Source organism: Bradyrhizobium sp. Kon69 (assembly GCF_055807515.1).
The window spans coordinates 303581-327054 of the sequence record NZ_JBVVOS010000004.1 but is presented as its reverse complement, the minus strand read 5'-3'; the positions used below and the strand labels follow the sequence as shown (position 1 = coordinate 327054).

Below are 23474 nucleotides of genomic sequence, written 5' to 3'. Positions count from 1 at the left end.
TTTCACTCCATGCAGGTCATGTTTGTCTGCCCAGCATGCGCCCAGAAGTGGGAGGGACCATCGGTCAAACGGTTCCGGAACAGTAGACGGCGCATGCGATCGTCCTCAGGGATCGGACGATTCGGGAACCGGAAGCGCGAGGCGCGCTCAGGCGAAGCATCTGTGTTCTCGCGGCGGGATCCGCGGAGATCGCGCTAGTCATGCTCATACTGTTCCGAGAGAAACTGGTTGATCGCGTCGAACGCCTGCAACCGGTTCTTCTCCAGCAGAACCATGTGCGTGCCTTCGCCGATCTCGACCCATCGCCGATATCGCGCGTGTTTCAGTGAGAGGAAGAAATCCTGCGCCGAGCTGATGGGCACGTCCCGGTCCCATTCGGCGTGGACCAGAAGCACCGGCACACGAATGGCGCTGGCGTCGTAAAGGGCCTTGCCGGCGGCCCAGTATTCGCGGATGTCCAGAATCGGGCCGTTCACGGCACGCATGAGCGGACGAGCTCCTGCGCTGGCCTGCGGGTCTGTCGCGAGCGAGATGTTCGCCCAGAGTTCGAAGCCGCCTACTGGAATTAGACTTGGTCGCGCTGCTTCCGGTGCGGCCGAAAGCCAGCGCTCCCTGAAGTCCAGAACAGGGACGTTGCGATAGGCCCCGAGGCGGCCGCCCGCATCGATCGGAGCCGGGCCCTTCAGCAACCACAGTGGCGCGACCAGCGCGAGCTTTACGATCTTGTCGTTATTGCCCGCCGTGTAAGCGCCGGCCACAGATCCGCCCCAGGACATCGCGACCAGATTGAGCTGCATGATGTTGCGCTGCTTCAGGATATATTGAACTGCGCTGGCGAGATCGCGCACGCCCACCTCGGTGCGCACAAACGGCTCTGAGTCCTCGGGCGCCACGTCCATTTGGGGCGGACGCGTCGATCCGCCATAGCCGCGCACGTCGAGTGCAAAGACGTCGTAGCCATGCCCGGCGAGATAATCCATGAAGGAGATGCCGCCGAGCGGCGCGTCGAACAGACTTTCCGACGAATAGGTCGCGCCATGCATCATCAGGATGGTTCGCTCTGCGGAAAACGTCGTGAGCGCCGCGTGTCGCTTGTTGCGCAAGTGAAGCGAGATGCCGGCCGTGTCGCTCGGGATCATGAGATCCTCGACCACGATGTCGGGCCTCTCTGCCCGCGCGTAAGTTTGCTGGTCCATGATCGGTCTCCTTGATTAGAGGAATTGCCAGGCGAAGCGATCGCCGCGACGGTCGATGCGTCCGACGGACGATTGTGCGAAATGAGTGGTGAAGACGGTTGCGCCACGCTCGGCTGCGTCCTCCAGGACGCTGGCGCGCGAGCGCAAGGAGGCCTCAGGGAATTCGCAGAAGCAGGAATTGAGCGAAGGCTCATACACCTGCAGCGGATGGTGCATCACGTCGCCGGCAAAAAGCGCCTGCTGGCCGCGGGATACGAGACGGATCGACGCGTGATCGATACTGTGGCCGGGCGTCGGAATGAAGGAGACGCCGTCCAGGACCTCCTCGCCATTTACGGAGATGAGCTTGGCAAGGCCGGCCTCGATCACGGGCCGCACGCTGTCGTCATAGACGCGGTCGGCCGGCTTGCGCGCCACCGGGCCAAGCGCCGGGTCCGGGCGGGCTGCCCCTGTGGGCTCGGTGCCCGCCGCGAGGCTCTCGCCGTAGGCCTGCTCGATCCCGGAGAAGACGTAGGTCGCATTCGGGAACGTCGGAATCCAGCGGCCGTCGACCAGGCGCGTGTTCCAGCCGACGTGGTCAGCATGGACATGCGTGAGCAGAACGTAGTCAACCTGTTCCGGGGCGACGCCCGCCGCGGCCAGCCGCGCCAGGAAGGGCTCGTTCAGACAATGCAGCGGCGGGATGTCGGGCCGGTGCTTGTCGTTGCCGGTCGCCGTGTCGATCAGGATCGTGTGGTGCGGGGTTTTGACCAGCCAGCTGTGGATGCTCTGAATAAAGGTGCCGGTCGCAGGATCGAACGAGCCCGCCTCGAGCCGGTCGCGATGACGCGCCAGCGCATCCGGCTCGGCGTCAGGATAGAGGGCGTCGAACTTGAATGCGGCGAGCCGCAACTCATCGATCCGCGTGACGGTTGCATCGCCAACGCGATAGGTTTTCGTCGCTTGCGTCATCAAGGTCCTCCACTCCAGGTCGTGGCTGAGCCGGCCTGATTGCCAGCGCCGCGATGACCGGGAAGTACGAAGCGCGCCACGCCGCCGGGAGGGCGGTGGGCTCGATAGGTCCCATCGACCCCGTCGATATCGAAAGGCCATCAGCGTGGCTTCTCAGATCGCCATTTTGGCTTTACCTCTCTCATCGCGGCTCGTCCGGCCGCGATCATGTGCCTTGAACGGAGGAGGACCGATGCCGGATGCGGAACACGGTCCAGGTCGGCTGGCCGACGACACCGATCTCGCCGAGATCGACCTTGGCCTATTGCTCGCCCTGGAGGCTTTGCTGCGCGAGCGGAACGTCACGCGCGCGGCGTCGCGCCTGAACATCGGCCAGCCGGCGCTATCGGCTCGATTGAACCGGCTGCGACAGGTCTTTGCCGACCCCTTGTTCGTGCCCGCGGCGGCGGGCCGCGGCGTGGTGCCGACGACAAGAGCGGTGGAGCTGCAGGCGGAGCTGGCGGACGTGCTCGGCAAGCTCCGTCGCATGGTCGAGGGGCCGACCGTGTTCGACCCGGTCCGCAGCCAGCGCACCTTTGTCGTTGCCATCCATGAGAATCCAGCCGTGACGCTGGCGCCCGGATTCGTCGCGCGGTTGACCTCCACGGCCGCACGGGCGCGGCTGGCCTTCGTTCATCCAACGCGCGACGTCGTCGATCGGCTTGAACGGGGCGAGATCGACATTCTGGTGACGGGGGCTGACGGGGCACACGGCGATCTGATGCAGCGCCCGCTTTTCGAAGACAGCTTCCTGTCCGCCCAGCGCAAGGGGCATCCCCGCGGCGACGGCGCGCTCGATCTCGATCGCTTTTGTGCGCTCGATCATCTGCTGATCTCTGCCGACGGCGGCGGCTTCTCGGGCCTCGTCGACGACGCGCTGGCTGCGCTGGGCCGTTCCCGACGCGTCGCCGTCTCGATTCAAACCTATGCGCTGGCGCCGGTCATCCTTGCGCACAGCGACTGTATCTGCACCCTGCCGCGACGCTTTCTGATGCGATTTTCCCACGAGCTCGATCTCACGCCGCCGCCGCTCGATCTGCCGCCAGCGCGCATCGTCGCGCTGTGGCATCCGCGCAATCAGGAGGACGGAGCTCATGCCTGGCTACGCGAGTGCCTGTACCAAGCGGCCGCCTCCTGATTCGACTTGCCTCAACCGCACCAGTTCACGCATCTAGACTTGATGATCCTCGAGCGGCGATGGCCGTGATCTCGAGTTTGACGCCGGGACCGAGGTCGGCCACGCCGATTGCGGCGCGCGCCGGCAGATGAGCCTCTGCAAAATGCGCCTTCCAGGCCGCATTGAACTCTGCCTTTTCCTTGAGGCTGGTCATGTAGATGGTCACTTGCAAGACGTTGGCCAGATCGGATCCGAGGGTCTTGAGCAGCTGCGCCAACTGCCCCAGGACGTCGTTTGCCTGGCCCGACATGTCGAGGCTCGTGTCCTCGGGGACGATGCCACCGATGTAAAGCACGCCATGATGCTCGACCACTTCGTGGAGCAGACCTTCGTAGGGCAAGACGCGCTTGATCATGATGGGACCGATGTTGCTGTGTGACGGACGGCATATCGCACATCTCAATGTCAGTGTCGTCGCAAGAGATCTCGCGCCAAGTCTTGCCGGAAGACCGACCGTGCGGCTCGGAATGCAGCCGACTAAACCGTTGAAAATAAAAGCACAAATTGGTCGAAAAATCGCTGCCCGTCGTCCCTGCGAATGTTCGCCAGTCTGTCCTTGCACGAGCGCCCGGCATTTTCGCCGGCCCTGACCCGACGACATCGAAGAGCGGATCGCTATACTGCTATCCGGATGACATCGGTGCGGCCGGGACAGTGCCGCGACCGGAACAAGGAATGCGACGATGGACGATACGATTGGCTTCCCCGACCCCGGCCTCGACCTGTCCGACGGCTTCAAGCCGCACACCTCGCATTGGGGCGTGTTCTCGGCACGTCAAGGCGAGGCCGGGCTCGAGGTCAGGGCGTATGCGGGCGATCCCGATCCGAACGGCATCATCGGCAATTTTCCCGGCGCGCTGCGCCATCAGGCGCGCATCACCCAACCTGCGATCCGCCGCGGCTGGCTCGAACGCGGTCCCGGTCCGGACGATCGCCGCGGCCGCGACGAATTCGTCTCCGTCAGCTGGGAGAAGGCGCTCGATCTGCTCGGCGACGAGCTGGCACGCATCCGTGACACGCGCGGCCCCGGCGCGGTGTTCGGCGGCTCCTATGGCTGGTCGAGTGCCGGCCGCTTCCACCACGCCCAGAGCCAGGTGCATCGCTTCCTCAACATCGCCTTGGGCGGCTATGTGCGCTCGGTGAACTCCTATTCCTCCGGCGCGTCCTCGGTGCTGCTGCCGCAGATCCTCTGCGGCTACGAGGACATCACCAAGCGCAACGTTACCTGGGAGCAGATCGCGGCTGATACCGACATCGTGTTGGCGTTCGGCGGCATGGCGCTGAAGAACTCGATGGTCGCAGGCGGCTCGATCAGCAAGCATGTCGAGCGCGGCGCGATGGAAGCTGCGCGCCGCCGCGGCTGCGAGTTCATCCTGGTCAGCCCGTTGCGCGAAGACCTGCCCGTCGAGTCCGGCGCCGAATGGATGACATGCGTGCCCGGCACCGACACCGCGCTGATGCTCGGCATCGTTCATACACTGGTCGCGGAAAGCCTGCACGACCAGGCCTTCCTTGATCGCTACACCGAGGGATGGCCCGTCTTCCTGCGCTATCTCACCGGCGAGAGCGACGGCCAACCCAAGCACGCCGAATGGGCCGCCGCGATCTGCGGCGTCGACACTGACACAATTCGCAAGCTGGCGCGCCGCCTCGCCGGCAAGCGTGCGCTCATCACCGTCTCTCATTCGCTCCAGCGCGCCGAGCATGGCGAGCAGCCGGTGTGGATGGGCATGGTGCTGGCGGCAGTGCTCGGCCAGATCGGTCTCTCCGGCGGCGGCTACGCCTATTCGTTGGGGGCGATCGGCTATTACGGCCGCCGCGTCAACGACGTGCCGGGGCCGACACTGGGGCAGGGCCGCAACGCTGTCCGCGATTTCATTCCGGTGGCGCGCATCGCCGACATGCTGCTCAATTCCGGCAGTACCTATCGCTACAACGGCGAGACGCGCACCTATCCGGATATCCGCCTCGTCTACTGGGCCGGCGGCAATCCCTTCCATCACCACCAGGACATCAATCGCTTGCGCAAGGCGTTTGCGAAAGTCGACACGCTGGTCGTGCACGAACTCGCATGGACTGCCACGGCCCGGCACGCCGACATCGTCCTGCCCTCGACGATGACGCTCGAGCGCGAAGACATCGGCTATTCCAGCAACGATCCCCTGATGGTCGCCATGCACCGGATTGCCGAGCCGTTCGGCCTTGCGCGCGACGACTACGAGATCTTTGCCGATCTCGCCGACCGTCTCGGCGCGCGCGAACCCTTTACCGAGGGGCGGACGTCACGGCAGTGGCTGGAGCATCTTTATGAGCCGACCCGCGCCTCGCTCGAAGCGCGCGGCCTGAAGGCGCCGAGTTTCGAGGAGTTCTGGCAGCGCGGCAGCCTGGTGGTGCCGCAACAGCCCGACGATGGCGGCCGGCTGCGCCGCTTCCGCGACGATCCCGTCAATCACGCTTTGCCGACGCCGAGCGGTCGCATCGAAATATTCTCCGCCAAAATCGCGGGTCATGGCGATGCGGATTGCCCGGGCCATCCGGTCTGGCTGGAGAAGTCCGACATGCCGAAGCCGGGGGCTCCGTGCTTCCTAGTCGCCAACCAGCCGGTGACGCGTCTGCATAGCCAGCTCGATTTCGGTGGTCATTCGCTTCAAAGCAAACATCGCGGCCGCGAGGTCGCGCGCATGAACCCTGGGGACGCTGACGCGCGCGGCATCAAGCACGGCGATATTATCCGGCTGTTCAACGCGCGCGGCGCCTGTCTCGCCGCGGTTCACGTCACCGACGGCATCGCGCCCGGCGTGGTCCAGCTGCCGACCGGCGCCTGGTACGACCCGATGGACCCCGAAGACGACGCGCCGCTCTGCGTGCACGGCAATCCGAACGTACTCACCCGCGACGTCGGCACCTCGTCCTTTGCGCAGGGCTGCACCGGCCAGCTCACGACAGTCGAGGTCGAGAAGTTCACCGGCAATCTGCCGCCGATCCGGGCTTTCGATTCGGTGTAGAAAAAAAGGGGCCGCCCTGTGTGGGTGCAGGGACGGCCCCGAGTGGCTCGCAGGCCCGGGAGGATGAGGGCGCGAGCGAATGTTCACGCGGCTGCGCTGATCCAGTCTCTCTCCGTAGAAGGACGACGCGGCGGGAATGCTTGCATCTCTCGCCGTTCGGCCTTGCTGGCGAGGCGCCAGCGTGCCGGGGATTGATCGCTGATGCGCTTGAACACGGTCGAAAAATGCGCCTGCGTGCTGAAGCCGACCGCAAGCGCGATCTCCGCCAATGGCCGGTCGGTGGTTGCCAGCAGCATCTTGGCGTGCTCGATCCGGTGATTGAGAAGATATTCGCGGGGCCGGTAACCGGTCGCGACGCGGAACTGCGCCGCAAAGTGCATTCTGGACAGGCCGGCGACGTTGGCGAGTTCGGACAGGCTGATGCAGCGGTGGAAATGATCGGCGACATATTGCTCGACGCGCCGCAGCCGCCATTTCGGCAAGGCATTGACCTTGGCGCGTGGCAATTCCAGGCGCGCCAGATGCATCGCAAGGGTTTGACCGATGCAGCGCGTAAACTCGTGGTCCGCGGCGTCGCCAAGTTCGATCAGCGCCTTGGCAAGCTCGGCTGCGAGCGGATCGCGCAACAACACGAGATCATTCAATCCCTCGGTCCCGGAAAATTGTGCCGGAAATTGATCCGCGGAAATGTAAATGTGCAAGAAGGCGCATGGCGACTGGAATTGCACGGCAAGGGGCTTCGACGGTGCGGTGAGATACAGTGTGCCCGCGGGCATGGCCCCGTCGAAAATGACTTGGCGATCCCGGGTCAGTTTCGCCCGCGTGGTCTTCAGGGCGACGCCGACGAAATAGCGATCCTCAAGCGTCGTCGCTTGGTGCGACGAGGTGCTCCGCGGGTCCTCCCATCGCGAGATCGCGATGTCCTCAGCGGCCGCCCCCGCGCGCGGATCGATCTGACGCCATTGCCGCTCTCGAATGATCCCCTGTGTTGCCTGGGGGATCTCGCAATCCCCCGAGCCGCCCGGAAATTCAATCCAGGCATCGGCCGCCTGCAAATTGGTCAACATCGTTCGTCCTCTCCGGGCTTTCTCCGCTGTTTGCGACCAGCAAACGCGCAAAGCCCCACGTTTCCATGGTGAGAGGATAGGGGTGAGCTGCGCTGCAAGCTCGTTAGTGGTGATTAGGATGTGTTAGTTTTTGTGGGACCGCATCAGGTGCGACATCCCGTCTCAGGAAACGTCTTTTTTTCAAATTTTATCAGATATTTGCGCATCTCCGCCCCGACTCGGGAGAGCGCAGAACGTCCGGTGGAGAGCGATGCGGCGGTGTGAGTTCTCTGCGGTGCCCTCGCTGGACCTCGCACCAGTGCCGGGTATAGTCACGCCGCATTTCCATGGAGCAGCTGTCAGGATGAGTCAGAAGTGACCGAGCTCTCGGCGGGACACGGGCCCCGCGGCAGCGAGGCCGCGACGATGCTCGATTTCGATACCGTGGCGTTCGGGCCATTTTCGCTTCGGTCGCGGCTGCTGGAGAAGGATGGCTTGCCGGTCAGGCTCGGCAGCCGGGCCATGGATATTTTGCGCCTGCTGGTCAGTCGCGCCGGCGAAGTGGTCCCGAAGAACGAAATTCTCGGCTATGCGTGGTCCGGACTTTCCGTCGAGGAGGTCAGCCTGCGCGTCCATGTCGCGGAGCTGCGCAAGGTGCTCGGCGACGGAAAGGATGGTGCCCGCTACATCACCAACATCCCGGGCCGGGGCTATTGCTTTGTCGCGCCCGTGCGGCGTGGCGGGCGCGCGGAGGCGGCTACACCGGCGTCGCGTGTGCCTGAAAGGGCCGCGCCGCCACCGTCGCTACCGCGCCGATTGGACCGAATGGTCGGGCGAGAGGACGCCGTGGCCGAGTTGGCAGCGCGCTTGCTCCGCAATCGCTTCGTCACGCTGCGAGGGCCGGGCGGCATCGGAAAGACCACCGTTGCGACCGCGCTCGCGCACGAGATGTGCGATAGCTTCGACGGCAACGTCCATTTCCTCGAATTCGGTCCGCTCAAGGACGCGGCCCTGGTCGCGAGCACGGTTGCCGCCGCGTTGGGCCTCGTCGTGCACCACGATGATCCCTCGGCCAGCATCGTCAATTTCCTCCGCGGCCGGCGGCTTCTTCTCGTGCTCGACAGCTGCGAGCACGTCATCGAGGAGGTCGCGCGTCTTGCAGAAAACATCTACCGGGAGGCGCCCGGCATCGTCATCCTCGCAACCAGCCGCGAGTCGCTGCTGGTGGAAGGCGAGCAGATTTTCGAGCTCGTTTCGCTCCCTGGTCCGCCGCAGGGCACCCGCCTCAGCGCCGGCGAGGTGCTGGCTTATCCCGCTGTGCGCCTGTTCGTCGATCGCGCCGTCGCGGCCGGGCATCGCGACGACATCACCGACGAGGATGCCGAAGTCCTGGCCCGGATTTGCGGCAAGCTCGACGGCATCGCGCTGGCGATCGAGCTGGCTGCCGCGCGTGTCGGTCTGTATGGACTGCGCGAGATGGCGGCGCTGCTCGACAATCGGCTGCAGCTCGAATGGCGCGGGCGGCGAACGGCGCCGCCGCGGCAGCAGACGCTCGGCGCTACGCTCGACTGGAGTTTCGGTCTGATCGGCGAGGGCGAGCGGGTCGTGTTTCAGCGCCTTGGCGTCTTCGCAGGTCACTTCAGTTTGAAGGGCGTGATAGCGGTCGCGGCCGGGGCGGAGATGCCGGAGGACCGCGTCGTCGAGGCCCTGGAGCAACTCGTGGTGAAGTCGCTGGTGTCCGTCCAGCCGGACGGCGCATCACGGCGCTATCGTCTGCTCGACGCAACGCGTGCCTATGCCCTGCAGAAACTGGCCGACGGCGGACAGTTGGCCGGGATCGCGCGCCGTCATGCTCTCTATGTTCAATGCACGCTCGAGGCGGGCATGAAGGATAAGGAGGGCAGCGATCATGCGTCACGTTTGCAGGAACGTGCGAGCCTGCTCGCCGATGCCCGTGCTGCGCTGCAATGGGCTTATGCCAACGACGAGGGCGCCGGCTTGCGCGTGCCGCTCGCCGGCAGCTGCACAAGGCTGTTCGTCGAACTCAATTTGCTGAACGAGGCCCGCATCTGGTCCGATCGCGCCCTCGCAATGCTCGACGAGGCCGACCGGGGCGGCGCATGGGAGCTCGAACTTCAGTCGACGCTCGGTCACGCCTTGATGTTCACCGAGCGTAACAGCGAGCAGGCGGAAGCGGCGCTCAGGCGCGGGCTGGAAATAGCGGAAGCGCTTTCCGATCACGCCAACACATTCAGGCTGTTGTCCCGGCTCAACATGTTCTACCGCCGGACCGGTCGCTATCGGCATCTGGTGCCGACTGCGCTTCACGCCGAGCGGATTGCCGGCGTCATCGGCGATACCGCGGGCATCGCCGGGAGCAAAGCGCTGCTCGGCGTGTCATATCACCTCGCCGGAGACCAGGCCGCGGCGCAGGCTCATCTCGACCAGGGCCTGCGAGACGACGCTGCGCTCCGCGGCACCCAACCCGGGCATTTCGCCTATTCACGCACACCGCAAATTCCGCTCGCGCGCGTGCTATGGCTGCGCGGCTTTCCCGATCGTGCGCTCGAATGCATCCGGCCGCTGGTCGGCGCTTCGGCGCCGCATGACGTGGTCATGCATTGTATAGCATTATGCTGGTCCGCTTCGGTATTCGGCTGGCTCGGCGACTGGTCGTCGGTCGAGGCCATGACCGGTCGTCTGACCGCGCATGCGAGCATGCACGGGCTCGTGCCTTACGAAGCCGTCGCTGCGGGTTTTCGGGCGCAGAGCATGATCGCTCGGGGCGAGGCGGCCGGCGGCGTCGACCTGATGCGGAGTGCGCTTCCACGCCTGCATGCCGACCGCTACGAACTCTATGCCTCGGCGTTCGCCGCGGATCTGTCTCGGGGCCTGGTCAGCTTGGGACAATTGACGGAAGGCATTCAGGTTCTTCACGAAACCATTCTGCGGGTCGAGCGGGAAGGCGGCGCGTTCGACATGCCCGAGCTGCTCCGTCTGCGGGGAGAGTTGGAGGCCCATGGCGGCAATCTCGACGCGGCCGAGGCGGATATTGTCGCCTCGATCTCGCTCGCCGAACAGCAGGGCGCGTTATCCTGGCGGCTGCGAGCCGAGATGTCGCTGGCACGGCTTCGAATCCGGCATCGTGGGAAGAATCCGCTGGAACAGCTCACTCAAACCTATGCCCGGTTCTCGGAAGGATTCGAGACCGCCGATCTCATTGCGGCACGGCGCATGCTGAACGAGCCGACGGCCTGATGAAGTCGAAGCCAATTTCTCGCGCGTGCCGCTACTCGAAGACGGCGTCAAAGATCTCGACGTCCATCAGCACGGGCTTGGCGACCACGGTTCCGTCGGGCCGCAGCGTCTGCGCGCGTCGGAGCGTCGGCACCACGATGCCGCCGAAGCTGTCATGGGCCCAGGAGTAATGCGCGACTTTCATGCCGAACAGATCGTGGTCGGTCCGCCGTTGCAACGCGTTGTCGTCGAAATAGAAGATCTGCTCGGGCGCGAGCGTGATCAGGCCCGGCGGGAACTGCGCCCGCAGCCGCCGCCATGACTCGTTGTTCTCCTGCCACGGTGGCAGTTCCTCCACCACGACATCTGGATGAGCGAGCAGGAATGGATTGGTCAGATAATTCCAGATCGCGACGCCGCAGAAGAACACGAGATGCAGTTCGTCTGCGAGCGCGGGCGAACCGGTCTCGGTGAACGCAAGGCTCGGATTGGGCCAGGTCCTGAGGATCTCACCCTCGAGGCTTTCGATCGTGATCGCGTCAGGCTGAAAAGAGCCGGAGTGTTCGCCTCCGGTGATGCCGGTGAAGCGGACCGACTGCGTGCGGGTCGAGCCCTCCGCCGTCACGTCCTTGAATTCGCTGGCATGTCCGGTGCTGGAGAACAGCGTTCCGGCGACGGAGAGGTGAAGCGTGAACCGGCTCAAGCTATTCCAGCGGGCCATTCCGCCGCTGGCATCAATTACATCGTCAAGAAGCGCCATGTCCCGCCATATCCACCGTGAAGTGCCAGCACCATGGCGGGGCAGATGCGGCTTGGCGTGTTAGAATTTGTTAGGAGTTGCGAGCGGATATCCTTGCGGTATCCCGTTGAAGATACACTCAATTCAGCGCCGCAAGGAGCTCCCTGGCCGCGACGAGATCACGGGTCTGGAGGCCCTCTTGGTACCGCGCGACGAGAGGGGCGATCAGGGCGCGTGCGTCTCCGGCTTTTCCGGCCTGGCGCCAGAACCGTCCGAGACTGATTGCCCCCCGCAGCTCCCAGCCGAGCGCGCATTGGCGGTGTGACAGATCGAGCGAGTCCCGGAAGCAGCTTTCGGCCTCCGCGGCATTGCCCGACCGGGCGAGGATATCGCCCTTGACCCTGAGCATCTCCGGCATGTCGAAGGATTCGCCATGATCGGGGATCTCCGCGATGGCATCATTGATGGTCTGCAAGGCTTCGTCGGCTTGGTTCTGCGCCACGAGTCCCTCCGCGAGCGCGGTCGCAAACACCGTCGTCATGATCCGGTGTCGCGTTGCGTACAGCGTGGCCTGGCTACGGCGGAGGTGCTCGATGCCGGCGGTGACGTCGCCGCGGCGAAGCAGCAGCTCACCCTTCTGGCCGATGCCGACCGCGTGATAGGGCCCGAGGAAGTGCCGCGCGGAATGATCGATCAACCGCTCGATCAGGATTCCCGCATTGGCCAGATCGCCGACCCAGAGGAACACGTAGATGGTCCAGATCAAGGAAATACCGAGAGTGAGCGGCTGCTCGAGCAGCTCGGCTTCGCGAATGGTGTATCTGGACGCCTCGATCGCGCGATCGGGCCGGCCGGTGAGCCAAAGCCCGCGCGCCAGCGCCACCAGTGCGACGATGCGGTCGTCATAGCCGAGATGCCCGATATTCAGCCGCTGCGAGCCGGGATTATGTAACATCGCGCTCTCGCAGAGCTGCACCGCCTTGTCCTGGTTGCCGATCAAATGATGGGCGACGCCCAGCATCCATTCGACGTTCAGCGTGCTGGCGGGATCGTTCAGCTTCCGCGCGACGCTCTCGCCCTGTTCGCCGGTTCCGAGCGCTCCGTGAAAATCCCCGACCCTGGTGAGATAGATGTGTAATCCGCGCAGCAGCCAGAGCTGCCAGTGCAAATCCTGGAGCTCCCGGGCAAGCTGGAGACTGCGCGTGAATGCCGAGCGGACCGCTTCGGTATTACCCTGCGTGAACATCGCGGAGACACCGAGCGCCGCCTGCAAGATCATTTCATTGCGGCCGTCCACCGCGCTCGCGTCGAGGGACGCCAGCGCCTGCTGGGTCCAGCGGTAGCATTCCGTCAGCAATGTCAGTTCGAGAAAGAATTGCGCCGCTGACGCCGCCAGATCCACGCCGATCGTTCGGTCCCCGCCGTCCGAAAAGCTCCAGTGCAGCGCGGCCCGGACATTGGGCAGGTGGTCGGCATAGGGAAGAAAGCCGCCAGCCGTCTGCATACCTGTGGATTTGACGGCGATGTCGCGCAGGAAGTCGCGGAAATATTCGGCGTGGGCGCGTGCGACGCGGTCCGCTTCGCCGTTCTCGACGAGCTTCTCCGCGACAAAGGCGCGTGTGGTGTCGAGCAGGCGATAGCGCAGCCGCCGCTCCGCAGGCGAGGTCGCGATCAGCGATTTGGAAAGCAGATTGGAGATCGCCTCGGCGGCGTCTGCCTCGCCAATGCCCTGACAGGATGCGACCGCAAGCGCGGCTTCCAGGGTGAATGGCCCGACGAATGCCGACAATCCGCGCAGCGTTGCGCTTTCGGTTGCCGGCAGCAAATCATAGCTCCAGGCGAGCGCCGCACTCAGGGTGTGGTGCCGCGGCACAGCGGTGCGCCGCCCGCGCCACAGCAGCGAGAAACGGCTGTCGAGCAGAGAGGCGGTCCCGGCGATGCCATAGGCATTCACACGCCCGGCCGCGAGCTCGATCGCGAGCGCGATGCCGTCCAGCCGACGACAGATATCGGCCACGAGCGGCGCATCCTCTTCGCTGAGCTCGAATTCGCTCAGACTCTCTGCGATGCGTTCCACGAAGAGCTGAGTTGCAGGATAGGCAAGGATGTCGGCGATGCCGAGCCCGTCGCGCTGTGGCGGGCAATCCAATGGAAACAGCCGATGGACACGCTCACCTTCGGCGCGGAAAGATTCGCGGCTGGTGGCGAGAATATGCAGCTCGCCCGCTTCCCGGACCATGCGCTCGGCCAGGGGGGCGAGATCGTCGAGGATGTGCTCGCAACTGTCGAAGACCAGCAGCATCCGCCGGCTGCGCAGGAACGTCAGCAACCCCGGCATCGGGTCGTCGGAATTGACTGTCAGACCCAGCGCGGCCGCAATCGTTCCCGTAACGAGCCGGGTCTCCCTCAGTGCGCCGAAATCGACAAAACACACCTGGCCGTCGAAGGCCTGGAGCTCGCGATGCGCCACGGCCAGTGCGACCGAGGTCTTGCCGATCCCGCCGGGGCCGACGATCGTGACGAAGCGATGCAAGGCCAGCTCGGCGGAAATTTTCTCGACCGCATCGTCCCGCCCGATCATCTTCGCGAGCGGCGAGGGCAGCGAGCGCGGCGCAGCAACGGGCAGGCTGGTTCGGCTCTCCGAAGGGGCGGCCCGGAGCAGCGCGGCCGTGAAGCAATAACCTCGTCCGGGGACGTTGATGACGTAGCGGGAGCCTTCGCCCGGATCGCCCAAGGCCTTGCGCAGCGTCGTGATGTGAAAGCGCAGGCTGCCTTCGTCCACGTTCACGTCGGCCCAGACCCGCCGGATCAACTCACGCTTGTCCACGACCTCGCCGGCGCGCTCGGCGAGAAAGACGAGAATGTCGAGCGCGCGGCCGCCGAGGTGAACCGGGGCGCCGTCCTTCTCGAGCAGCCGCGTCTTTGCGAACAGCCGGAATGGCCCGAAAGCAATGGCCGAATCCTGATTGTTAGCGTCCGGCACGGGCCAATCATTCCAGTGAGAGCTGAACTCTGCACTTTGATCTAGCAGAAGGGAACCCTGAGTAAACTGGTCGAAAGTGGCGAAATCGCGTGGAGGCTGCCGGCAATTGGCCGGTCGCGCGCGACGATCCGTCGCAAATTGTGCTCAAACGCGAGCCTCTTTCGAAGCGATCTGGACAACCCGGCAGCTTTCTTGACCGACCAGCTCACGTTCGGAGTGCCGATCGTCGTACCGCCATCATAACAGAATCTTGCAACGTCTAACGAGCAATGCACGCGAACTGCATCCAGTATCCGTTCCGAGTTTGGCGTTAATTCCAACGGGGAGGCTACGATGTCCGGTATCGATGCTCGGCCGAATGACGACGTCGTTCGATCTCAATTTGTGGCAAGTTTGGACGATCAGTCGCGTGACTGGGAGCTCGTGCTGCGGGAATCCCACCATCGGATGAAGAACACGCTGACGATACTCGGTGCGTCAGTCCGCCGCGATTTCACCAGAACGGGTACCAGGGACGTGTCGCTTGCAGCGGACCGGCTCGAGCGGCGCATCGTCGCCTTCGGCAGGCTCTATCAGCTCTTGTCCGACAATGACGACCATACGGCGATCCCGGTGGCGGCCTTCTTCGAAAATTTGTGCGGAGCGATTTCCGAGGCCGTGCTGGAGCCCGCGGGCATTCGCTGCGAGGCCGCGATCGAAAGCGGCACGCTGCCGGCGTCGCAATGCCATCGGCTCGCGCTGATGCTGACGGAGCTGGTGACGAATGCGGCCAAGCACGCCTTCCCGAACAGGAATGACGCACTGATCCGCATCGACATGGCCAATCGCGACGGCGCCTGGTTCTGCACGGTGGCCGACAACGGGATCGGCGCGACCGGACCGCTTCAGGGCACCGGCAGCCGGATTCTCGAAGGACTCGCACGCAGCATTCACGCCCGGCTGCAGGGCGAGGCGGGAGAAGACGGCACACGCGTAACCATCGTGATGCCGATCACAGCTGCCTGAAGCTCGTCTTAGATCCAACCCAGGGAGTTCGACATGGCCACCACCGAAATCGACCGCGACGCCGCGGCCAAGCTTTCCAACAAGCCTTCCAACAAGTCTGCGAAGACGCCTTCGACATCGCCTAGCGTCGATCAGCGCCTCGAGGTGATCGTGATCCCCGTGTCCGATGTCGATCGCGCCAAATCCTTCTACGCGCGTCTCGGTTGGCGACTGGACGCCGATTTTGCCTCCGGCGATGACTGGCGCGTGATCCAGTTCACGCCGCCGGGTTCGGCCTGCTCGGTGATCTTCGGCAGGAACGTGACCGCGGCAGCGCCGGGCTCGGCGCGAGGCTTGTACCTGATCGTCTCCGATCTGGAGGCGGCGCGAACGGATCTGCTCGACCGCGGCGTCGAGGTCAGCGCTCCATTCCACGGTGCCGGCGACGTTCACGCCGGGACCGACGAGCCTTATCTCTCCGGCAGCGTTCGGGTGAGCGGTGCCGACCCGAAGCGCGGCAGCTACGGCTCATATGCGTCGTTCAGCGATCCCGACGGCAATGGCTGGTTGTTCCAGGAGGTCACGACGCGATTGCCGGGACGGATCGCGGACGACGGCACGACATTCGCTTCGCAGGCTGCGCTGGTCGCAGCACTGCGCCGCGCGGCGGCGGCACATGGCGAGCACGAAAAGCGGATCGGCGGGCACGATGAGAACTGGGCCGATTGGTACGCCGACTACATCGTCCGCGAGCAGGCGGGCCAGCCGCTGCCATCCTGAGTGGGACAGCACGGATTCTTCGACTGATGCAAGCCGAAACGGCGCGTGATGACTGAGCTCATCGCGCGCCGTGTTGCTTTGGCGGCGCGCATCGTGGACCGACGATTCTTCTCGGTGTCGCGCGACTCGCAACGGCTAACGCGGTCTAACAACCCATAACGAGCAAATTGCCAGAGCCTGCGCCAATCTCTCTGCATGACGAACCGAGGCGCTGATGTCGAATTCGGTCAGCGTCACCGGCCAAAGCCAGGGAGATCGAACATGACCACGCAAGCACGTACCGACATTCTCAATCCAGACCGCCGTCAACTGTTGAGCCAGGCCGCGATGACCGTGGTTGCCGCAAGCGTATCGAGCCTGCTGCCGCTGCATTCCGCGAAGGCCGGCGTGAGTGGGGCGGTTCGCCCGTTCCACGTCAGCGTGCCCGAGGCGGATCTGCTCGATCTTCGCCGCCGTCTCGCGGCGACGCGCTGGCCGGATCGTGAGATCGTTGCCGATCAATCGCAGGGCGTGCAACTGACGACAGTGCAGCAGCTCGTGAGCTACTGGCAGAACGACTACGACTGGCGCAAGATGGAGGCGCGGCTGAATGCCTTGCCGCAATTCGTCACGGAGATCGACGGCGTCGACATCCATTTCATTCACGTCCGCTCCAGGCACGAGAATGCCTTGCCGATGATCGTCACGCATGGCTGGCCCGGTTCGATCATCGAGCAGATCAAGATCGTCGGCCCGCTCACCGACCCCACCGCACATGGCGCGAAGGCGGCGGACGCCTTCGATCTCGTGATCCCCTCGCTGCCCGGTCACGGTTTCTCCGGCAAGCCGACGGAGCTGGGCTGGGACCCCCAGCGCGTGGCGCGCGCCTGGATCGTGCTGATGAAGCGGCTCGGCTACAACCGCTATGTCGCGCAAGGCGGCGATTGGGGCAATGCCGTGACGGAGCAGATGGCGGTGATCGCGCCGCCGGAACTGCTCGGCATCCACACCAATATGCCCGCGACCGTTCCGGACGACATTGCCAAGGCGCTTCAGCCCGGCGGATCTCGGCCGTCGAACCTCTCGGCCGACGAGCGCTACGCTTACGATCAGCTCGATGATTTCTATAAGCACGGCCTCGGCTACGCGATCGAGATGTCCAACCGGCCGCAGACGCTCTATGGCCTGGTGGATTCGCCGGCGGGTCTCGCGTCCTGGATGCTCGACCATGATGCGCGCAGCACCGCGATGATCGCCCGGGTGTTCGCGGGCAAGACGGAAGGGCTGTCGCGGGACGACGTGATCGACAACATCGCGCTCTACTGGCTCACCAACACCGCGGTGTCCTCGGCGCGGCTGTACTGGGAGAACAAGCTGGTGTTCTTCGAGCCCAAGCACATCAAGATCCCGGTCGCCGTCAGCGTCTTTCCGGACGAGATCTACGCCGCGCCGCGTAGCTGGACCGAGAAGGCCTATCCGAAGCTGATGCACTACAACCGCCTCGACAAGGGCGGCCACTTCGCCGCCTGGGAGCAGCCCGCGCTGTTCTCCGCGGAAATGCGCACCGCCTTCCGACCGCTGCGTCAGTCGATCTGAAACCTGCGGCACGCGCACTTCCGCGCGTTCCCCTCTTTCCCTATAGACCAGGAATCCAATCATGAACCGCCCTGAACGCACTTTCACTACCGACCAAATCCGCCTGGAACGTCGGCTGCCGTCGTATTGGCGCGTCACCTTCGACATGCCCCCGGTCAACATCTTCGGCCCCAAGCAGCTTCCGCTTCTCGACGACGTCGTCACGGCGATCGAGACCGATCCTGAGGTGAAGGTCGTGGTGTTCGACAGCGCCGTCGAAGGCTTCTTCATCACGCATTACGACTTCCTCGCGCCGCTGGAGGATTCGCTTCGTATCCCGCCCGGGCCGACCGGCCTGCAGGCGCTCCCCGACATGCTGGTGCGTCTCAGCCGCGCGCCGGTTGTCTCGATTGCCTCGATCCGGGGCCGCGCGACCGGCGTCGGCAGCGAGCTGGCGCTCGCGAGCGACATGCGCTTTGCCAGCCGCGAAAAGGCGATTCTGTCGCAATGGGAAGTGGGTGCGGGCCTGGTGCCCGGCGGCGGGCCGATGGCGCGGTTGCCGCGCTTGATGGGCCGCGGTCGCGCGCTCGAGGTTCTGCTCGGCGCCGACGACATCCACGGCGATCTCGCCGAACGTTACGGCTATGTGAACCGGTCGTTGCCGGATGCCGAGCTCGACGGCTTCGTCGAAGCGCTGGCGATGCGCATCGCGTCCTTCGACAAGGAGGCGATTGCCGAGACCAAGCGCCTCGTCGACGTCGCGAGCCTGCCGCCGGATGTCGAGATCAAGCCGGAATGGGACGCCTTCCTGGCCTCGCTCAGCCGCCCCGCGAGCCAGACCCGCATCAAGGCGCTGATGTCGCGCGGCTTCCACCGCGCTGGTGACGTCGAGAACCGGCTCGGGTTCCACGTCGGACAGATCGGTAGCTAAAGAGTTTTCGAGCGAAGTGGATACCGGTTCGCGTGAAGAAAACGCGTCGAAGCAAGAATCAGGTCTCGTTCCGATTTTATCGGAACGGGACTTGACGGAACCGCCGCGGCGCTCGGCCAGGCGGAACGGCGACAGGCGGTCGTGCCAATGTCGCTTTCGTACCGTACCGAGCGCCGGTGCTAAAAAAATCAACCAGGAGAATTGAGATGATCCGCAAGGCAACAGCAGTCTGGAAGGGCACCGGTCGCGATGGCACTGGTCAGCTATCGAGCGAATCCGGCGTGCTCGCCGCGACGCCTTATTCGTTCAAGACCCGCTTCGAGAACGAGAAGGGCACCAATCCCGAGGAGTTGATCGCTGCGGCCCATGCCGGCTGTTTCACCATGGCGCTGGCCTTCGGCTTGCAACTGGCCGGTTTCACACCTGACGAGCTCTCGACGGAAGCCGCGGTCACGCTCGAACCTGAAGGCAAGGGCTTCAAGATCAGCAAATCGGCGCTGACCTTGCGTGCCAAGGTGCCAAACCTCGACGACGCCGGCTTTGCCCGCATCGCCGGCGAGGCCGAGAAGAACTGTCCGGTGTCGAAGGTGCTCAACGCCGCGATCACGCTCGACGCCAAGCTAATCTAGGGCGGGCTTAATTTATGTCCATCTAGTTTTGGTTGGGGAAGCTGGGGTCGCCGAAGCTTTGGCCTCCGCGAGTGGAACTGGATGGACAAAGGCCCGGCTTTCGGCTGGGCCGCCATAAGCATAGGATGCGACGGATGCAGAATGGACAGCCGGATCAATTGGGAGCGGAGATATGACAACGGAACGCGCAATTCTGGCCGGAGGCTGCTTCTGGGGCATGCAGGATCTGATCCGCAGGCAGCCGGGCGTGGTCTCCACCCGCGTCGGCTATACCGGCGGCGCGGTGAAGAATGCCACCTACCGCAATCATGAAGGTCATGCAGAAGCGATCGAGATCACCTTCGATCCCGCCAAGACCAGCTTCCGGACCATGCTGGAGTTCTTCTTCCAGATCCACGATCCGACCACGCTCAACCGCCAGGGCAATGATTTGGGCACGAGCTATCGCTCGGCGATCTTTTATACCAGCGACGAACAGAAGCGGATCGCAAAGGACACGATTGCAGACGTCGAGGCGTCCGGCCTCTGGCCTGGCAAGGTCGTGACCGAGGTCGCGCCCGCCGGCGAGTTCTGGCAAGCCGAGCCGGAGCATCAGGATTATCTCGAACGTTATCCGGACGGTTACACCTGCCACTTCATCCGCCCCGACTGGAAGTTGCCGCGGCGCGGGGCTGCCGCGGCAGGCTAAAGCTGGTCGGCGCTATTGCCGGGGAGAGCCATGCCCGAAATCCGCGAGGTCACCGCGGGGATCCGCAGAGCACATCGACCGCTTTTCGGGCCATCTCCCTCAGCTCCGAGCGGCGGGCGCCGGCACGGGCGCGAATGGCAATGGTGTGCATCGTGGCTGAAGCGAGAATGGCAAGCGCCGCCGGATCGGCGTCGCGCTTCAGCTCCCCCTTGTCCTGCGCGAGGCGGAAACGGGCTTCGAAATCGGCATCTATCATGCGCAGTCCCGCCGCGACGCTGCTCCGGATCGCGGCATCTTCTGCGACTTCGGTCACCGCCGTCCCCACCACGAAGCAGCCGCGTGCGGCTCCCTTGCCAGAAAAATAGATCGACAGCGCCGCGTCATAGGCCAGCATCAGCGCTTCGTCCAAGGGATGGTCCCCGGCGAGAGCCTCACGCGTCGCGGCCAGGCTGATCTCCCAATAACGGGCGAGCGCCTCGAGGTAGAGCGCATGCTTGTTGCCGAACACCGCGTAGAGGCTCGGCGGACTCATGCCGGTCGCTGCAGCGACCTTGTCCAGGGAGGTACCGGAATAGCCCGTCCTCCAGAACGTTTCCGTTGCCCGCTTCAAGGCCGTCTCTGCGTCGTAGGCCGGTGGCCGTCCCCGGCGCGCCGGGCTCGTTTCGCTCTTTTTCCGTGCCATTTCGTCAGAACCCCGGTTGCCATGCTCCACATATATATTTGTATGGATCGTTATAAAAATCAAGGTCGGCCACTTGATCGCCGCGTTGGAGTGCAATATTTGTAACGAGCGTTATTAAATTAGATTGAACCCGAGGATCCTTCGATGCGTTTCGATTTGGCGCCAATCGCCGGCGGGCTCGGCGATCGCAACAGCTTCCGCCCGAGCGAGGCTGCCGCGCAATGGTTCGGGGCAGGGCTCGGCAAGCGGCTGCGACGACCGCTGATGCTCGCGCTGCCGATGGCGGTGGCCGTGGTCGGCGCGTTCATCTATCTGGCGCAGGAGCAATATGTCTCCACCGATGACGCATTTGTTCGCGCCGCCAAGGTGACCATCAATGCCCGGGTTTCCGGCCAGGCGGTCGAGATCGCCGTGCGTGACAACGAGCGCGTCCGACGGGGGCAGGTGCTGTTTCGCATCGACCCGGAGCCTTATGAAATTGCCGTCGACCAGGCCGAGGCGCGCCTCGGAAGTGCGCGGCTCCAGATCGAATCCCTCAAGGCGACCCATCGTCAGCAGCAGGCGGAGCTGCAGTCGGCCAAAGAGACGGCTACCTTCGACGAGCGCGAATTCGACCGCAAGAAGATGCTGGTTGCCTCCGACTTCACGCCACGCGCGGTCTATGAGCGGGCCGAGACGGACATGAAGGTCGCTCGCCACCGCATGGTGTCGATCGAACAGCAGATCGCCAACACGGTCGTTGCCCTCAATGGCGATGCCGATATCGACGTCGATCACCATCCGACCGTTCGCGCGGCCAGAGCACAGCTCGACCGTGCGCGGCTGGATCTTTCCTATGCCACCGTGACGGCGCCGGACGACGGCATCGTGACCAAGGTCGACGATCTCCAGATCGGCGGCTTCGTCAATGCCGGGGCACCGACGTTCTCGCTGATGTCGAGCCGGCACGTCTGGGTCGAGGCGAATTTTCGCGAGACCGGCTTGACCCACATGCGCCCGGGCCAGGAGGCGACGATCGACGTCGATGCCTATCCGGATCGCAAGTTCAAGGCGCACATCGTCAGCATGAGTCCGGGGACCGGCTCGGACTTCTCGCTCTTGCCGCCCGAGAATGCGACGGGAAACTGGGTCAAGGTCGTCCAGCGATTGCCGGTGCGCCTGGAACTCGACGATCTCGATCCAAGCCGGCCGCTGTTCTCGGGCATCAGCGTGACGGCACGGGTTGATACCGGCTATCGCCGCACCTGGCTCAATCTGCTCCAACCCGCGCTCGCGACGGAGGGCAAATGAGTACGCCCATCCCATCGACCACTGCGCCCGGCGGTCATCACGCGATCGCCGCGGCCGCCCTCATGGCGACCTACATGCAGGCTGTCAACATCTCGATACCGAACGCGGCGCTACCCCATATTCAGGCGACGCTCTCGATGGCCAATGACGAAGTCGGCTGGGTGTTTTCCTCGTATATCGCCGCGAGCGCCGTGACCATGTCGATCACGCAATGGCTGGCGGGACGCTACGGCCGGAAAGTGGTCTATCAGGCCGCCGTCACGATTTTCGTGTTGGGTCTCGCCCTCGACACACTGGCGACGACCTCGATCCAGTTCGTGCTGGCGCGAATCCTCCAGGGTGCGGCGAGCGGACCGCTGGCGCCGCTCTCGCTGGCGATCCTGCTCGAGGCGACATCGCCGGTGCGACATGCGCGCATGAGCCTGGCGTGGACCGTCTGCTCCCTGCTCGGCATCAGCAGCGGCCCGGCCATTGGCGGTTGGCTCAGTGAATATTACGGGTGGCCCGCGATCTTCTATTTCAGCCTGCCGATGACGGGCTTCATTTTCCTGACGATGGCTCAGCTGCTCGGCGAGAAGCGGGCGGAGCGGAGCCAGCCCTTCGACTTCTTCGGCCTGACGACGTTCTCCGTCGGCATGATCGGATTGCAGATGTTGCTCGATCGCGGGGAGCGCCTCGAATGGTTCGCCTCGAGGGAAATCTGGATCGAGGCGGGCGCCTCCGTGCTCGGCTTCTATCTCTTCATCGTGCACGTCATGACGACAAAGGAGCACTTTCTCCGCACGGCGCTGTTCAGGGACCGCAATCTCGTGCTCTCGACGGTCATCTCCTTCGCGCTTGGCTTCGTGCTGCTGCCGACCCTGGCCCTGACGTCCCCGATGCTGGAGGAATTGCTCAACTACCCCGTCGATACCACCGGATACATGACTGCTCCGCGCGGCGTCGCGCTGGTGGGAGCGCTCGTGCTGACGAGCCTGGTCCCCGCGCAGATCGACTACCGGCCATTCCTCGTGGGTGGAATGACGCTGGTGGTCTATGCCAACTGGCTGATGCTCGGCTATTCGCCGACGATGGATTGGCGGCCGGTGGTCGAGGCCGGCCTGCTCCAGGGAGCGGGTCTCGGCATGTTGCTGCCCGCGCTCGCCAGGGCCGCGTTCGGCACGCTCGATCCGAAGCTCCGCCCGGAAGGCAGCGCGTTGATCAACCTGTCGCGCCTCTATGGCAGCACCATTGGCATCGCGGTCGTCCAGCTCTTCTTCTACGCCAACACGCAGGCTGTGCACGTCGCACTCGCAAAGAACCTCACGCCCTACCGAGTCGCTGCATTCGTCGGGGGGCCGATCGCGAAGCCAAGCCTTGCCGCCCTCAACGGCATGGTCACGCGTCAGGCGGCGACCGTCGCGGTCATCGACCAGTTCGAGATCCTGATGTTCGCCATGCTCGTCGTGATTCCGCTCGTGTTTTTTCTCCGTAAGCCGCGGCCTACCGGTTAACGCCTGGTGCCGTGGAACGACATCGCATCGTCAATATCGAATACCTCGTCCCTCACCTTTGAGGGAGCCG

18 protein-coding genes are annotated in these 23474 nt (G+C 64.3%); 11 read left to right on the top strand and 7 right to left on the bottom strand.

Annotated features, from left to right (window positions below):
• Positions 1-194: 194 nt before the first annotated feature.
• Both AC0L3U_RS07970 and AC0L3U_RS07965 read right to left on the bottom strand, forming a co-directional pair.
• A complete protein-coding gene (locus AC0L3U_RS07970; protein ID WP_473361312.1) occupies positions 195-1196 on the bottom strand; it encodes an alpha/beta hydrolase in 1002 nt (333 codons plus the stop codon).
• A 15-nt stretch (positions 1197-1211) separates the two neighbouring features.
• A complete protein-coding gene (locus tag AC0L3U_RS07965; RefSeq protein WP_473361311.1) occupies positions 1212-2147 on the bottom strand; it encodes an MBL fold metallo-hydrolase in 936 nt (311 codons plus the stop codon).
• A 232-nt stretch (positions 2148-2379) separates the two neighbouring features.
• Here AC0L3U_RS07965 and AC0L3U_RS07960 point away from each other — a divergent pair, with 232 nt between their 5' ends.
• Positions 2380-3324 carry a LysR family transcriptional regulator gene (locus AC0L3U_RS07960; protein WP_473361310.1) on the top strand — a complete coding sequence of 315 codons (945 nt, stop codon included), beginning with the start codon at positions 2380-2382 and terminating at the stop codon, positions 3322-3324.
• A gap of 25 nt (positions 3325-3349) precedes the next feature.
• Here AC0L3U_RS07960 and AC0L3U_RS07955 read toward each other — a convergent pair whose 3' ends face one another.
• The gene (locus AC0L3U_RS07955; RefSeq protein WP_473361309.1) at positions 3350-3718 is read right to left on the bottom strand and encodes a RidA family protein; all 369 of its coding nucleotides are present in this window, start codon (positions 3716-3718) and stop codon (positions 3350-3352) included.
• 328 nt (positions 3719-4046) lie between these two features.
• Here AC0L3U_RS07955 and AC0L3U_RS07950 point away from each other — a divergent pair, with 328 nt between their 5' ends.
• Complete coding sequence (locus AC0L3U_RS07950; RefSeq protein ID WP_473361308.1) at positions 4047-6368, top strand: molybdopterin guanine dinucleotide-containing S/N-oxide reductase; 2322 nt, start codon at positions 4047-4049, stop codon at positions 6366-6368.
• Positions 6369-6451: 83 nt separating this feature from the next.
• On the opposite strand, the gene AC0L3U_RS07945 is transcribed toward AC0L3U_RS07950, so the two are convergent.
• Positions 6452-7435 carry a helix-turn-helix domain-containing protein gene (locus tag AC0L3U_RS07945; RefSeq protein ID WP_473361307.1) on the bottom strand — a complete coding sequence of 328 codons (984 nt, stop codon included), beginning with the start codon at positions 7433-7435 and terminating at the stop codon, positions 6452-6454.
• 354 nt (positions 7436-7789) lie between these two features.
• Between AC0L3U_RS07945 and AC0L3U_RS07940 the strand changes: the two genes are divergently transcribed.
• Positions 7790-10672, top strand: a complete 2883-nt coding sequence (locus AC0L3U_RS07940) for an ATP-binding protein (protein WP_473361306.1) — start codon at positions 7790-7792, stop codon at positions 10670-10672.
• Positions 10673-10703: 31 nt separating this feature from the next.
• Here AC0L3U_RS07940 and AC0L3U_RS07935 read toward each other — a convergent pair whose 3' ends face one another.
• A complete protein-coding gene (locus AC0L3U_RS07935) occupies positions 10704-11411 on the bottom strand; it encodes a hypothetical protein (RefSeq protein WP_473293768.1) in 708 nt (235 codons plus the stop codon).
• Positions 11412-11529: 118 nt separating this feature from the next.
• Complete coding sequence (locus AC0L3U_RS07930) at positions 11530-14373, bottom strand: ATP-binding protein (RefSeq protein ID WP_473361305.1); 2844 nt, start codon at positions 14371-14373, stop codon at positions 11530-11532.
• Between the two features lie 333 nt (positions 14374-14706).
• Between AC0L3U_RS07930 and AC0L3U_RS07925 the strand changes: the two genes are divergently transcribed.
• The 6 genes from AC0L3U_RS07925 to msrA all read left to right on the top strand — a co-directional run bounded on the left by AC0L3U_RS07925 (position 14707) and on the right by msrA (position 19939).
• Complete coding sequence (locus AC0L3U_RS07925) at positions 14707-15378, top strand: sensor histidine kinase (RefSeq protein WP_473361304.1); 672 nt, start codon at positions 14707-14709, stop codon at positions 15376-15378.
• 33 nt (positions 15379-15411) lie between these two features.
• Entirely contained in the window at positions 15412-16137 is a 726-nt protein-coding gene (locus tag AC0L3U_RS07920) for a VOC family protein (RefSeq protein WP_473361303.1), read from the top strand.
• A 261-nt stretch (positions 16138-16398) separates the two neighbouring features.
• Positions 16399-17712: an epoxide hydrolase family protein gene (locus AC0L3U_RS07915; protein WP_473361302.1), complete on the top strand. Its 1314-nt coding sequence runs from the start codon at positions 16399-16401 to the stop codon at positions 17710-17712.
• A gap of 61 nt (positions 17713-17773) precedes the next feature.
• On the top strand, positions 17774-18622 hold the full coding sequence (locus AC0L3U_RS07910; RefSeq protein WP_473361301.1) for an enoyl-CoA hydratase/isomerase family protein: 849 nt from the start codon (positions 17774-17776) through the stop codon (positions 18620-18622).
• Between the two features lie 206 nt (positions 18623-18828).
• A complete protein-coding gene (locus AC0L3U_RS07905; protein ID WP_473361300.1) occupies positions 18829-19251 on the top strand; it encodes an OsmC family protein in 423 nt (140 codons plus the stop codon).
• A gap of 172 nt (positions 19252-19423) precedes the next feature.
• On the top strand, positions 19424-19939 hold the full coding sequence (gene msrA, locus AC0L3U_RS07900) for a peptide-methionine (S)-S-oxide reductase MsrA (protein WP_473361299.1): 516 nt from the start codon (positions 19424-19426) through the stop codon (positions 19937-19939).
• Between the two features lie 49 nt (positions 19940-19988).
• Here msrA and AC0L3U_RS07895 read toward each other — a convergent pair whose 3' ends face one another.
• On the bottom strand, positions 19989-20717 hold the full coding sequence (locus AC0L3U_RS07895) for a TetR/AcrR family transcriptional regulator (protein WP_473361298.1): 729 nt from the start codon (positions 20715-20717) through the stop codon (positions 19989-19991).
• Between the two features lie 48 nt (positions 20718-20765).
• Between AC0L3U_RS07895 and AC0L3U_RS07890 the strand changes: the two genes are divergently transcribed.
• Complete coding sequence (locus AC0L3U_RS07890) at positions 20766-21911, top strand: HlyD family secretion protein (RefSeq protein ID WP_473361297.1); 1146 nt, start codon at positions 20766-20768, stop codon at positions 21909-21911.
• Positions 21908-23404 (top strand): MDR family MFS transporter, encoded by a 1497-nt coding sequence (locus tag AC0L3U_RS07885; protein WP_473361296.1) that lies wholly within the window; start codon positions 21908-21910, stop codon positions 23402-23404. The genes AC0L3U_RS07890 and AC0L3U_RS07885 overlap by 4 nt, the downstream gene beginning before the upstream one ends.
• Positions 23405-23474: the final 70 nt, after the last annotated feature.